Here is a 14,082-nt window from a genome sequence, read left to right on the forward strand (position 1 = left end):
CGCGGCGCCCCGGGCGCCCCCCCCCCCCCCGGGGGGGGGGGGGGGGGCCGGCCCCCCCCCCCCCCCCCGGCACTACCAGCACCCATTCAGCGCGCGACACGCCGTCGCCGTCCATCCGCGCTAACATGCAGGTTTTCCCCCGCAGGAACGCCCCGCATGAACTCGCGCAGCCCCCTTACCGTCGCCCTGATCCAGGAGCGCAACCACGGTGATGCCGCCGCCAACCTGGCGGTGATCGAAGCACGCGTGGCCGAGGCGGCTGCCCAGGGTGCCAAGCTGGTGCTGCTGCAGGAACTGCATAACGGCCCGTACTTCTGCCAGCACGAATCGGTGGACGAGTTCGACCTGGCCGAGCCGATCCCGGGCCCGAGCACCGAGCGCCTGGGCGCGCTGGCGAAGAAGCATGGCGTGGTGCTGGTCGGCTCGCTGTTCGAGCGCCGTGCTGCCGGCCTGTACCACAACACCGCCGTGGTGTTCGAGAAGGACGGTACGCTGCTCGGCAAGTACCGCAAGATGCATATCCCGGACGATCCGGGCTTCTACGAGAAGTTCTACTTCACCCCGGGCGACATCGGTTTCAAGCCGATCGATACCTCGGTGGGTCGCCTCGGCGTGCTGGTGTGCTGGGACCAGTGGTACCCGGAAGCGGCGCGCCTGATGGCGCTGGCCGGTGCCGAACTGCTGCTCTACCCGACCGCGATCGGCTGGGACCCGGACGACGTGCAGGACGAGAAGACCCGCCAGCGCGACGCCTGGGTGCTGAGCCACCGTGGCCACGCCGTGGCCAACGGCCTGCCGGTGCTGAGCTGCAACCGCGTCGGCCACGAGGCCTCGCCGCTGGGCGCCTCCGGCATCCAGTTCTGGGGCAACAGCCACGTGCTCGGCCCGCAGGGCGAGTTCCTGGCCGAAGCCGGCACCGATGCCACGGTTCTGCTGTGCGATGTCGACCTGCAGCGCAGCGAGCATGTGCGCCGCATCTGGCCGTTCCTGCGCGACCGCCGCATCGATGCCTACGGCGACCTGCTCAAGCGCTACATCGACTGAGCCGGAGCCCGCGCATGGCCGTCCTCATCCGTGATGCCGGCCCGGCCGACATCGCCGCGATCACCGCGATCTACGCGGTGGAAGTGACCGACTTCATCAACACTTACGAGTACGACATCCCGGACGCGTCCGAGATGCTGCGCCGCATGCGCGACATCATCGACCGCGGCTTCCCCTACCTGGTCGCCGAGATTGACGGCCAGGTGGCCGGCTATGCCTACGCCAACACCTACCGCACCCGCATCGCCTACCAGTGGACCGTGGAAAACTCGGTCTACGTCGATGCCCGCTTCCAGGGCCAGGGCGTGGGCACCGGCCTGCTCCAGGCTCTCATCGACGCCTGCGTGGCGCGTGGCTACCGGCAGATGGTGGCGGTGATCGGGGAGCCGACCAATGCCGCCTCCATCAAGCTGCACGAACGCTTCGGCTTCGAGCTGGTCGGCGTGTTCCGTGGCCTCGGCCGCAAGCATGGCCGCTGGCTGGATACCGTGCAGATGCAGCGCGCGCTCGGCGATGGCGCCGACACTGCACCTTCCAATGAATGAACCCATGACCGAAACCCTTCCCGAGACCGGCGACGACCTCTTCGCCGGCCAGCCGGTACGCGTTGTTGAACGCGACGGCGTGCGCTACACCCTGCTGGGCACCGCCCATGTCTCACGCGCCAGCGTCGAGGCGGTGGAGAAAGCCATCGACAGCGGTCGCTTCGACGCGGTGGCCGTTGAACTGGACCCGCAGCGCCTGCAGGCGCTGAGCGACCCGGACACGCTGGCCAAGCTCGACCTGGTCGAGGTGATCCGCAAGGGCCGCGTCGCCCTGTTCGCCGCCAACCTGGCCCTGTCCGCCTACCAGCGTCGCCTGGCCGAACAGCTCGACATCGAGCCGGGCGCGGAACTGAAACGCGCGGTGGAACTGGCGCGCGAACGCGACCTGCCGGTACACCTGATCGACCGTGAAGTCGGCCTGACCTTCCGCCGCGCCTCGCAGCGGCTGGGCTTCTTCGGCAAGCTGAAGCTGGTTGCCGGTCTCGGCGCCGGCCTGTTCTCGTCCGAGGAAGTGGGCGAAAACGAGATCGAGAAGCTCAAGCAGGGCGACATGCTGGAATCGAGCTTCGGCGAGTTCGCCAGCGAGAGCCCGGCACTGTACGAGACCATCATCGGCGAGCGCGACCGCTACATGGCCACGCGCCTGCGCGAAGAACACGATCCGCAGCAGCGTGAGGTGCTGGCAGTGGTCGGTGCCGGTCACCTTGCCGGGCTGGCCCGCTACCTGGAAACCGACACCGAAGCACCGGCACCGCTGCGCGCCGAGCTGGAAGCGGTGCCGAAGAAGCGCAACATTCCGTGGTTCACGCTGGGCATCCTGGCCATCGTGGCGACCGGCATCGGCGTGGGCTTCTACCGCGGTGGTCTGGGCGTGGGCACCGAACTGCTGGCGACCTGGGCGATGTATACCGGCGGCCTGGCGGGCCTGGGCTGCCTGCTGGCCGGCGGCCATCCGCTGAGCATCCTCACCGCGATCGCGGTGGCGCCGTTCAAGCCGTTCCGCCTGAGCATCCCGACCGGCGCATTCTCGGCCCTGGTGGAAGCGCGCCTGCGCAAGCCGGCGTATGAGGACTTCCTGAAGCTGCGCGACGATGCGCAGAGCCTGAAGGGCTGGTATCGCAACCGCGTCACCCGCGTGGTGCTGACCTTCATGCTGACCAACATCGGCAGCATGCTGGGCCTGTGGCTGACCACGTTCAAGGTGTGGGGCAAGGTCGCCGGTTGATTGCAACGCCCCGCCGGGCATGGCCCGGCGCTACCGGCCGCACGGAGTCTGCGCGCGCGACCGGCAGGTGCCAACCTTGGTTGGCACGCTTTACGCCGACCGCAAAGATCGGCCGAGCATGCTCTGCGCAGAACATCAAAAAAAGGGGGAGGCCGCCCCACTACGACCGGCCTCCCCCACACCACAACACGTTGGCGCGCATTACGGTCGAGCAAGCTCGACCACTACACCGGGGTACCCGGCACGATCTCCAGACCGCGGGCGCGGCGGATCAGTCGCGTGACCGCACTGCGCAGGTCATCCAGCACTGCATAGATCGTCGGCAGGAACAGCAGGCTGACCACGGTCGAGAACGCCAGGCCGCCGGCAATCGCGCGCGCCATCGGCGCGTACTCGGGGCCATTGCCGAACATCTGCGTATTGGTCAGCGAGATCGGCACCATCGCCAGGATCGCCGTGCCCATCGTCATCATGATCGGGCGCAGGCGCTCGCGTGAGCCTTCAACCAAAGCCTGCGTTCGGCCCATGCCGCCGCGCCGCAGGTTGTTGATGTGCTCGATCATCACGATGCCGTTGTTCACCACCACGCCCATCAGCACCAGGATGCCGATGAAGGACATGATCCCGAACGAGGTGCCGGTGATCCAGAACAGCCAGAACACGCCGAAGATCGAGAACAGCACGCCACTCATGATCGCCGCCGGGAACAGAAGCGATTCGAACACCGCCGCCATCACCACGTAGATCATCACCAGCGCGATCAGCAGGTTGAACACCATCTGCTGCATCGCCTCGTCGTCGTTGCCGTAGTCGCCGCCATCGAAGGTGAAGCCATAGCCGGCCGGGAAGTTCATCGGCTTGAGCACGGACTCCATCGCCTTGCGGCCATCGGGTGCGGTGATCTTTTCGGCCAGGTTGGCCTTGATGGTCAGCGTGGTCTGGCGGTTGGTGCGGCCGATCTGGGTGGCCGACGAACCGACGTCGACGGTGACCAGGCTCAGCAGTGGCACGCTGCGGCCGTCGCCGGTACGCACGCTGAAGCCGGCCAGGTCTTCCGGGCTGCTCTGCTCGGCACCGGCGAAGCGCACCCATACCGGTACTTCGTTGTCGCCGCGGCGGAACTCGCGCATCGGTGCACCGCGCAGGGCCAGGCCGACGAAGCTGGCTACCTGCTCGGCATTGAAGCCGAATGCGGCGGCGCGCTCGCGGTCGACGCGCACCTTCAGTTCGCCGCCCTTCTCGCCGTTGTCGATGCGCACATCGCGCAGCTCGGCGCGCTGGGCCAGCAGCGGTACCACTTCCTGGCCGATCTCCTGCAGCATCGAACTGGAGTCGCCCACCAGCTGCACCTGCACGCCCTGGTTGCCGCCACCGCCACCATCACCGCCCTGGTTGCCGACGAAGTAGTCGGTGCGGGCCGACTTCGGCAGGCCCTTGCGCAGCTCTTCCTGCAGCGCCTTGATGTCCTTGGCGTACTTTTCGTCCAGGGTGACCACGGTGGAGCTGCCTTCCTGCTCGCTGTACCAGGAATACACCTGCTTCACGTGCAGGCGCTCGCGGTTGGCGTCGATCCAGTTCTCCACCCGCGCCACTTCCTCGGACATCTGCCGGTAGGTGTAGGCGCCCTTCCACATGTAGCCGATGAAGATGTCCTTGCCGCCGTCACCACCGAACATGTCGACCTTGGTCAGCTTCATCGGCACCAGGCTGACCAGCACCACCAGCACGATGCCGAGCAGGCTCCAGCCACGATGGTGCAGCGACCAGTCCAGCAGTGTCGCGTAGCGCCGCTGCAGGCGCGCGATCACGCCGGTCTGCGAGTGCACCAGCTTCGGCGTGGCCATGCGCGCGGACAACATCGGGATCAGGCTGACCGCGACCAGCCACGAGGCCAGCAGCGAGACCGAGATGGTGATCGCGATCTGCACCATGAAGATGCTGATGTTGTTGGTCTCGCCGAACAGGTTCGGCACGAACACGATGCAGTGGCACAGCGTACCGGCACTGAGCGCGATGGCCACGTTGCGGGTGCCGATGATCGAGGCCAGGCGCGGCTGCCCCGGCATGCGCTCGCGCTCCTGGTAGATGCTCTCCACCACCACCACGGCGTTGTCGACCAGCATGCCCACCGCCAGCAGCAGGCCCATCATGGTCAGGATGTTCAGCGTCACCCCGACGAAGTACATGAAGCCCAGGGTGATGGTGAAACAGATCGGAATGGCCAGGGTCACCATCAGCGTGGACGGCCAATGGCGCAGGAAGAAGAACAGCACCGTGATCGACAGGATCAGGCCGACCGCACCGGCCTCGGCCAGTTCCAGCAGCGAGGAGGTCACCGCCTTGCCCTGGTTGTCGATCACCTTGATCTGCACGTCGCGCATCGACGCTTCGGCACGGATCGATTCAACCTCGGCCAGTGCCGCGCGCGACACCTCCACCAGATTGGCACTGCGCTCCTTGAAGATGTCCAGGCCGACCGCCGGGTTGCCGTCCAGGCGGCGCCCGTAGTTCATCCGCGCCGGCTTCAGGCGCACATCGGCGATATCGCCCAGGCGCAGGCCCTTGGCGTTGATCACCAGATCGCGCATTTCCTGCAGGTCGGTGATCTCACCCACCGGCTGCACGCGCACGCGCTGGCCGTTGTCGTCGATCTGCCCGGCCGAGATCGAGAAATTCAGCGTACGCAGGCGCTCGCTCAGTTCATTGATGCTCAGGCCGTGCGCGTTGAGGCGGTTCGGATCGATGGCGATCTCCACCTCGTTCGGCGGCGCACCGGTGATGTCGACACGGGCCACGCCGGGAATGCGCTCGATGCGCCGCTTGAACTCGCGGTCGAGCATGTCATAGGCGGTGGTCAGGTCGGTGGTGCTGGCCAGGCGCACCTTCAGCACCGGCTGGTCGCTACTGGACCACTTGAACACGTTGTAGCGCTGCAGGTCGTCGGGCAGGTCGCTGCGGATCGCGTCGATGCGCTCGCGTGCATCGGAGGCGGCGATGGCGATGTCGCGGTCCCAGTCGCTGAACTCGATGAAGATCAGCGCCGCTTCGGAGGTGGCCGACGAGCGCATGCGCTTGATGCCGGTCATCGTCGCCAGCGATTCCTCGACTGGGCGGATGATGGTCCGTTCCACTTCCTCCGGGGTGGAGCCGGTGTACGGAATCTGCACGAACAGGAACGGCGCGGAGATGTCCGGCAGCGCTTCCAACGGCAACCGGAACGAAGCGATCAGGCCGATCACCACCAGCGACACGAAACACATGATGGTGGTGACCGGACGGCGGATGGAGAACTCGGCCACACTCATGCCGGTTCCTCCGTACCCGCCGCACTGCCCGCTGCACCCGGCTCGATCTCACCGGCATGCTTGCGACCACGTTCGCGGTAATACGCATCGCCGCGACGGTCCATCAGGTCGTACACCACCGGGATCACCAGCAGAGTCAGCAGGGTCGACACCAGCAGGCCACCGATCACGGTGATCGCCATCGGCGCGCGCACTTCGGCGCCCTCGCCCATCGCCACCGCCAACGGCAGGAAGCCGAACAGCGTGCACAGCGTGGTCATGATGATCGGCCGCAGGCGCGAGCGCGCGCCTTCCACCAGCGCCTCGTGCTTTGCTACGCCGGCCTCGCGCAGCTGGTTGACCTTGTCGATCAGGATGATCGCGTTCTTGGTGACCAGGCCGACCAGAAGGATCAGGCCGATGAACACCACCACCGAGATGGGCTTGCCGGTCAGCATCAGCGCCAGGATCGCACCGACCAGCGCCAGCGGGATGGTGAACAGGATCACGAACGGGTGCAGCAGCGATTCGAACTGCGAGGCCATCACCAGGTAGACCAGGAAGATCGCCAGGCCGAAGGCGAAGATCAACGACTTCGCCGCCTGCGCCAGCTCCTCACCCTGGCCACCGATGTGCAGGCCGACACCCGCACCCAGCGGCTGCTCGGCGACCATCTGCTGCACCTCGCGCATGGCCGCGCCGAGGTCGATGTCGCGCAGGTTGGCCGACACCACCGCAACCCGGGTCTGGTCGGCGCGGTGGATTTCGCTGGGGCCAGTGGTGGCGACCACTTCGGCCACCGCGTCCAGCGTGACCGGACGGGTGCTGCCCGGGTTGACGATCAGCCGGCGGATGCTCTCCACGCTGGCGCGGTCGCCCTCCTGCGCACGCACCAGCACGTCGATCTTGCGGTCACGGAAGCTGTAGCGGGTGGCGACATCGCCGCGCACCTTCTTCACCACCACGTCGGCGATCTGGCGCGTGGTCAGGCCCAGCGCACCGGCACGCTCCTGGTCGAAGCGGATCTGGATTTCCGGGAAGCCCTCTTCCACCGTCGACTTCACATCGGCGTAGTGCGCATTGCCGCGCAGCATCGCCGCCAGGCGCTGGCCGGCCACTTCCAGGGTTGCCATGTCCTGCCCGCGCAACTCGATTTCCAGCGGCGTGGAGAAGCTGAACAACGCCGGCCGCGCGAAATCGACCTGTGCCCCCGGATGCTGGCCCATGGTGTCACGCAGGCGCTCGGTGATCTCGGCCTCGGTGCGTGCATTGCCACCGCCTTCCATCACCACGGTCAGCTTGCCGATGTTCTCGCCGCTCTCGGTGGGGCTGGCATCCAGGCGGGTGCCGCTGCCGCTGACACCGTACAGCGACGCCACGCCCTCGCCCTTGCCGTGTGCCAGCTGCAGCTCGCGTACCAGTGCATCAGTCTGCTTCAGCGGCGTGCCGGCCGGCAGCTTCACCGTCATTTCGAAACGATCCTGCGCCAGCTGCGGGATCAGATCGGCACCGAGCATCGGCACCAGCGCCATCGTCGCCACGAAGATGATCGAGGCAACACCCAGCACCTTGCCCGGATGCGCCAGTGCGCTCGGCAGCAGGCGCAGGTAGCCACGCTCGGCGCCGGCGTAGGGCTTCATCGCCAGATCGCTGGCCTTGCGCATCACCGGGCCGACCACCGCCACCACGCCACGCCACGCCCGCACGACCAGCCAGGCCAGCGCGTAGAAGCTCCAGCGCGCGGTCGCCACGGCGCCACGACGGCCCAGCGCAACCGGCTTCTGCCAGCGGTTCTGCGGTTGCCACGGTTCGTTCGGCGCTTCTTCCGGGAACGCCAGCGGCGGCCGTCCCTTCAGCGAGCTGAGCATCGGGATCAGGGTCATCGACACCAGCAGCGAGATCGCGATGGCGATCGCCACGGTCAACGCCTGGTCGCGGAACAGCTGGCCAGCGATGCCATCGACGAACACCAGCGGCAGGAACACCGCGATGGTGGTCAGGGTGGAGGCGACCACCGCCATGCTCACTTCGCGGGTACCGGCGATGGCCGCCTGCAGGATGCCCAGGCCACGCTCGCGGGCCTTGGCGATGCTCTCCAGCACCACGATCGAGTCATCCACCACCAGGCCGGTGGCCAGTGCCAGACCGCCCAGCGACATCACGTTCAAGCTCAGGCCGAGCTGGCCCATGAAGAAGAACGTGGCGATGATCGAGACCGGCAGCGACAGGCTGATCACGAACGTGCTCCAGCCATCACGCAGGAACAGGAAGATGATCAGGATCGCCAGCAGGCCGCCGATCACTGCATCCTTCTTGACGTCGGCGATGGCGTGCTCGATGAAGCGCGACTGGTCCTCGATGGTGGTCATCTCGACGTCGGACGGGAACGTGCCCTTGATCTGCTCCAGGCGCTTGCGCAGCGCTTCGGCGGTGGACACGGTATTGGCGTCGCCTTCCTTGTAGATCGCCAGTTCGACCGATTCCTTGCCGCCCAGGCGGATCACCGCTTCGCGTTCCTTGTAGCCCTGACGCACGGTGGCCACGTCCTTCAGGCGCACCGGCACACCGTTGGCGACCACGCTGGAACCACCGCCGGACGATGCGCTCTGCACCGCCGATGCCGCCGCGATGGCTGCCGCCGAACCGGTCGACGCGGCGATGTTGAACATCTGCTGCAACGCCGAGTCGGCCGCGCTACCGTTCGACGCCTGGGTGGTGACCAGCAGGTTGCGGATCTCCTCCAGGTCGGCGAACTGGTTGACGGTACGCACCAGGAAGCGCTGCGAACCCTCCTCCAGGCGGCCGCCGGAGATGTTGATGTTCTCGTCCTTCAGGCGCTTGATGACGGTGTCGATCGGCAGGTTCAGCTGGGCCAGCTTCTGCTGGTCGATGTCGACCTGGATCTCGTCCTCGAGGCCGCCACCGACCTTGACCGCCGCCACGCCGCTGACCGGCTCCAGCTTCTTCTTCAGGTCTTCATCGGCATAGCGGCGCAGGCCGGTCAGCTCACGGACCGCATCGGCATCGCTGGTCGGCGCCACCTTGTTCGACAGCACCAGGCGCATGATCGGTTCGGTGGACGGATTGAAGCGCAGCAGCACCGGGGCCTTGGCCTCCAGTGGCAGGTTCAGCGCTTCCATCTTGTCGCGCACCTCCAGGCTGGCCTGGTCCATGTTGGTGCCCCAGGCGAACTCCAGCACCACATCGCTCTGGCCGGTGCGCGAGACCGACTTCAGCTTGCGCAGGTTCTTGACCACGCCGACCGCTTCTTCAACCGGCTGGGTGATCAGGGTTTCGATTTCGGTCGGCGCCGAACCGGTGTACTCGGTGCGCACGGTCAGCGTCGGGTAGCTCAGGTCGGGCAGCAGGTTGACCTTGAGGTTGCCCAGCGCGATCAGGCCGAACAGCAACAGGGTGACCGTGCACATGGCGATGGTCACGCGGCGGCGGGTGGCGAATTCCACCAGACCGCCGCGCATGCTGGCGGCGGCGCCGTCGCTCGCCGGCGAGGCACCGTGGTCGTGGCCCGGGGCGGTCATTGCGTGCTCCCGGCCTTGTCTGCCGGCTTGGCGGCCGCTGCGACCGTCTTCGCCTTTGCCTTCGGATCAGCGATCACCTGCACTGCGGTGCCGTCGCGCAGGGCGACCTTGCCGGCGGTGACCACCTGATCACCGGCCGCCAGGCCATCACGGATCTCCACCCACGGGCCCTCGGCGTAACCCAGCTTGACCGGAACGCGTGCGACCTTGCCTTCGCGCACCCGGAACACCGCCGGCTCACCATCGTCGAGCAGCGCCAGGCGCGGCACCACCAGCGCATCCGCACGCTGGTCGTAATCGATGCGGATGCGACCGAACATGCCGGGCTGCAACGCGTGCGCGGCGCCATCGAAGGCACTGACCACGCGAAACGTACCGCTGCCCGAATCCACCACCGGTGCGATGCGGTCGACGGTGCCGGTGAAGCTCTGCCCCGGCAGCGCATCGGCAGCCAGCGTCACCGGCTGGCCGGCGCGCAGGGTGGCCAGCTCGCGCTCGGGCACGTTGAGGGTGGCTTCCAGCCGCGAGTTGTCGACGATGCGGAAGATCGGCGTGTTGATCTGCACGAAGTTGCCGGTCTTGATCGAGCGCGACGCGATCACGCCGGAGATCGGCGCCACCACCGTGGTGTAGGACAGTTCCAGCGTGGCTAGGCGGTACTGCGCGCGTACGTTTTCCAGGTCGTAACGCAGCTGGTCGACGTCGGCGGCGCTGACCATCTGCTGGCCCACCAGTTTCTGCGCGCGCTGGTAGTTGTTTTCCAGCTTGCGCATCTGCGCTTCGCTCTGTGCCACGGCCAGGCGCGCGCGGTCCGGGTCCAGACGCACCAGCGGCTGGCCAGCGCTGACCCGCTGGCCTTCCTCGACCAGCACCGCCAGCGCCACGCCGGAAGTCTTGGCCACCACCTGCGACTCGGCGCGTGGTTCCAGCGCAGCGGTACCGGTGTAGCTGGCCGCGACAGCACGGTGGCTGGCCACGGCCACTTCGACCGGGACCGCATCGACCTTCTTCTCCTCCTTGGTCTCGGCGGCCTTGGCTTCGGAATTGGGCCCTGCGGCGCAACCGCCCAGCAGCAGGGAGGTGGAGATCAGCAGTGCGGCAGCGCAGATTCCGCTGCGACGGCCGGACAGGAAGGTTGGGTGCGACATCGTCAGATCCCTGGAGGATGCGTGGACAGGTGTGGTAGCAAAGTAATGCACCACTTCACGGCAACACCATATCCCAAAGGTCATGGTGTCTTCGTGCCACTGGTCGGCCCGCCCCCCATTTCAGCTAGATGAAACCTGGGGCTATACTCGGGGCGTTCCGTACCCCACGCCGGAACGACCAGACCCGAATCCCCGGAAACGACACCATGCGCCCGCAGCCGCTCGCCGCTTGTCTCGCTCTGGCCGTCCTCCTGCCCCTTGGGGCCGCCGCACAGCCCGCTCCTGCTCCTGCCACACCTGCCCCGGCCCCGGCTCCCGCCGCTGCCCCGGCGCCTGCCGCCCCCACCGGCAACTTCGACAATGGCCGTGTCCTGGCCTATACCTGCCAGGGGTGCCATGGCATCACCGGCTACAAGAACGCCTACCCCAGTTACCGGGTGCCGAAGATCGGCGGCCAGACCCAGCAGTACCTGGCCCAGGCCCTGACCGAGTACCGCCAGGGCAAGCGCAGGCATCCGACGATGCAGGCGCAGTCGATGAGTTTCAGCGAACAGGAGATCGCCGATCTCTCTGTTTACCTGTCCACCGTCAAGTAAGGCCCGCCCATGTCGAAAGCCGCGCATCCGATGCGTCACGCCATCGCCCTGTCCGTTGCCCTGCTGCTGGCCGCCTGTTCACAGTCGCAGGTGGAAAACAGCGAGAAATCCGCCGCCGACCCGGGCCATGCCAGCGGCGAACACGGTTCTTCATCCTCTGCCGGCCTGCCACCAGGTCGCGAGGCCGCCGGTGAAGCCCGCGCCAAGGTGAAGAGCAAGGCCACCAACCAGAGCTGCATCGACTGCCACGGCGCCGACGGCAACGCGCCGATCGATGCGACCTACCCGAAGCTGGGTGGGCAGTACGGTGACTACCTGGCGCATGCGCTGCAGGCCTACCGCGCCGGTGACCGCCAGCATGCGCTGATGACTCCGCAGGCGAAGGACCTGAGCGATCAGGACATCGCCGATCTGGCGGCGTATTTCGGCAGTCGGCCGAGCCAGCTGCGGGATTTGCACGGGGTTAAATGACCGCCGGCGCCCCGGTGGGTGCGGACCTTGGTCCGTACGGAGGCGTAACCGGCTTCGGTAGGTGCGGACCGTTGGTCCGCACGGATCCCGATATCCACGCATGGCGTGGATCTACTGAGTTCACCGGCAGCGCCGGCGGACGCTCAGCTCAGCCTTCCAGCTCTTCCCAGCGCGCGTACGCGGCATCCAGCTCGGCCTGCACCTTGGCCAGCTGCTGGGTGTGCGCGGTTACTTCGGCACTGCTGCGGGTGTAGAACGACGGGTCGTTCATCGCCGAGGTCAGCCCTTCGACGTCGCCTTCCAGCTTCTCGATGGTCTTCGGCAGCTGCTCTAGTTCGCGCGCTTCCTTGTAGGCCAGCTTGCGCTTGGGCGCAGCCGGAGCAGCGGCCGTGGCGGCCGGTGCAGCAACCGCCGGCTTGGCTGCTGCCGGGGCCGCGGCAGGTGCAGCCACGCTGGCCGCATAGCGCTGCCAGTCGCTGTAGCCGCCGACGTACTCGCCGATCACGCCGTCGCCTTCCATCACCAGCGTGGAGGTCACCACGTTGTCGATGAAGTCACGGTCGTGGCTGACCAGCAGCAGCGTGCCGGTGTACTCGCCCAGCAGCTCTTCCAGCAGCTCCAGGGTTTCCACGTCGAGGTCGTTGGTCGGTTCGTCCATTACCAGCAGGTTGGACGGCTGCGCGAACAGCTTGGCCAGCAGCAGGCGGTTGCGCTCACCGCCAGACAGGCGGGTGATCGGCGCACGCGCGCGCTCCGGAGTGAACATGAAGTCCTGCAGATAGGCATGCACATGCTTCCGCTTGCCGTTGAACTCGAGGAAATCGCGGCCTTCGGCCACGTTCTCGATCGCGCTCCAGTCTTCGCGCAGCACCGCGCGGTACTGGTCGAAATACGCGATCTGAAGGTTGGTACCGGCGTTGACCTCACCCTTGGCCGGCTGCAGTTCGCCCAGCAGCAGCTTCAGCAGCGTGGTCTTGCCGCTGCCGTTGGGACCGATCAGGCCGATGCGGTCGCCACGCAGGATGGTGGTGGTGAAATCGCGGACCATGGTGCGCTCGCCGAAGGCGAACGAAATGTCCTTGACGTCGATGACCTTCTTGCCGGAGCTGACGCCCTGCGCGGCTTCCATCTTGACGTTGCCGCTGAGGTCGCGGCGCTGCGAGCGTTCGGTGCGCATCGCCTTCAGGCGACGTACGCGGCCTTCATCGCGGGTACGGCGGGCTTTGATGCCCTGCCGGATCCAGACTTCTTCCTGCGCCAGCAGCTTGTCGAAGCGGGCGTTTTCCTGCGCCTGCGCATTGAGGCGTTCCTCGCGGCGGCGCTCGTAGTTGGCCCAGTCGCCCGGCCAGCTGGTGACCTGGCCGCGGTCGATCTCGACGATGCGGGTGGCCAGCGCACGCAGGAAGCGACGGTCATGGGTGACGAATACCACGCTGCCGCTCCAGCCCTTCAGGAACGCTTCCAGCCAGTCGATGGCTTCGATGTCCAGGTGGTTGGTCGGTTCGTCCAGCAGCAACACATCCGGGCTGGACACCAGCGCGCGGGCCAGCAGCACGCGGCGCTTCATGCCACCGGACAAGCGGCCGAACTCGGCCTCGCCGTCCAGGTCGAGCTTGGTCAGGGTTTCGCTGACGCGCTGGTCCAGGCCCCAGCCGTTGGCGGCGTCGATCTTGGCCTGCACGTTGCCGAGCGCTTCGCCATCGAACACCTCGGCATGGCTGAGGTGGTGGAATTCGGCCAGCCACTGGCCCAGTTCGCCGAGGCCATCGGCGACGACGTCGAACACCGAGCCGGCGGCGCCATGCGGCACTTCCTGCTCCAGGCGGGTGACACGCACGCCCTGCTGCACGCGGACTTCGCCGTCATCGGGCTTGTGGTCGCCGGACAGCAGCTTGAGCAGGGTGGATTTGCCGGCGCCGTTGCGGCCGATCAGGGCGATGCGTTCGCCCGGCTCGATCGACAGTTCGGCCTTTTCCAGCAACAACGGGCCGCCGACGCTGAAGTCGACGTTCTGTAGGGTAATCAGAGGCATCCGGATATTGTACGGGTTGGGGGCGTCGGCCGGGTTGCACCCGGCACCCGCAGAGGCAACGTCAACGGCCGAAGCAACAGCCATAGCCGGTTTCCTGTGGGATGGCGGGGTGGGGGGGGGGGGGGGGGGGGGGGGGGGGGGGGGGGGGGGTGGCGGGGGGGGGGGGGGGCGGGGGGGGGGCGCCCCCCCCCCGCCCCC

Annotated in this window: 9 protein-coding genes; 5 read left to right on the plus strand and 4 right to left on the minus strand. The window is 67.1% G+C overall.

Going from position 1 to position 14,082, the window contains the following annotated elements; all coding sequences use genetic code 11:
• Nucleotides 1-156 precede the first annotated feature (156 nt).
• The 3 genes from V3B25_RS08715 to V3B25_RS08725 are packed head-to-tail and all read left to right on the plus strand — an operon-like array spanning nt 157 to nt 2,814.
• Complete coding sequence (locus tag V3B25_RS08715) at nt 157-1,044, plus strand: carbon-nitrogen hydrolase (protein WP_005409280.1); 888 nt, start codon at nt 157-159, stop codon at nt 1,042-1,044.
• A 14-nt stretch (nt 1,045-1,058) separates the two neighbouring features.
• Complete coding sequence (locus V3B25_RS08720) at nt 1,059-1,589, plus strand: N-acetyltransferase family protein (protein ID WP_329810507.1); 531 nt, start codon at nt 1,059-1,061, stop codon at nt 1,587-1,589.
• Nucleotides 1,582-2,814, plus strand: a complete 1,233-nt coding sequence (locus V3B25_RS08725; RefSeq protein WP_032960742.1) for a TraB/GumN family protein — start codon at nt 1,582-1,584, stop codon at nt 2,812-2,814. Before V3B25_RS08720 ends, V3B25_RS08725 begins: the two co-directional genes overlap by 8 nt.
• Before the next feature lie 224 nt (nt 2,815-3,038).
• Here the strand turns inward: V3B25_RS08725 and V3B25_RS08730 are convergent, their stop codons facing one another.
• From V3B25_RS08730 to V3B25_RS08740, 3 genes are read right to left on the minus strand one after another with little or no spacing between them, the layout of a single operon-like run.
• A complete protein-coding gene (locus V3B25_RS08730) occupies nt 3,039-6,119 on the minus strand; it encodes an efflux RND transporter permease subunit (RefSeq protein ID WP_329810508.1) in 3,081 nt (1,026 codons plus the stop codon).
• Nucleotides 6,116-9,577, minus strand: a complete 3,462-nt coding sequence (locus V3B25_RS08735) for an efflux RND transporter permease subunit (RefSeq protein WP_329810512.1) — start codon at nt 9,575-9,577, stop codon at nt 6,116-6,118. The genes V3B25_RS08730 and V3B25_RS08735 overlap by 4 nt, the downstream gene beginning before the upstream one ends.
• A 56-nt stretch (nt 9,578-9,633) precedes the next feature.
• A complete protein-coding gene (locus V3B25_RS08740; protein ID WP_201118809.1) occupies nt 9,634-10,785 on the minus strand; it encodes an efflux RND transporter periplasmic adaptor subunit in 1,152 nt (383 codons plus the stop codon).
• 206 nt (nt 10,786-10,991) lie between these two features.
• Here V3B25_RS08740 and V3B25_RS08745 point away from each other — a divergent pair, with 206 nt between their 5' ends.
• Both V3B25_RS08745 and V3B25_RS08750 read left to right on the plus strand, forming a co-directional pair.
• Complete coding sequence (locus V3B25_RS08745; RefSeq protein WP_005413034.1) at nt 10,992-11,381, plus strand: c-type cytochrome; 390 nt, start codon at nt 10,992-10,994, stop codon at nt 11,379-11,381.
• Between the two features lie 9 nt (nt 11,382-11,390).
• Nucleotides 11,391-11,852, plus strand: a complete 462-nt coding sequence (locus V3B25_RS08750) for a cytochrome c (protein WP_006361215.1) — start codon at nt 11,391-11,393, stop codon at nt 11,850-11,852.
• A gap of 148 nt (nt 11,853-12,000) precedes the next feature.
• Here the strand turns inward: V3B25_RS08750 and V3B25_RS08755 are convergent, their stop codons facing one another.
• Nucleotides 12,001-13,884, minus strand: a complete 1,884-nt coding sequence (locus V3B25_RS08755) for an ATP-binding cassette domain-containing protein (RefSeq protein ID WP_329810509.1) — start codon at nt 13,882-13,884, stop codon at nt 12,001-12,003.
• Between the last annotated feature and the right edge of the window lie 198 nt (nt 13,885-14,082).

Origin of the sequence: Stenotrophomonas sp. SMYL8 (assembly GCF_036320065.1) — a bacterium.
Taxonomy (GTDB): Bacteria; Pseudomonadota; Gammaproteobacteria; order Xanthomonadales; family Xanthomonadaceae; genus Stenotrophomonas; species Stenotrophomonas maltophilia_A.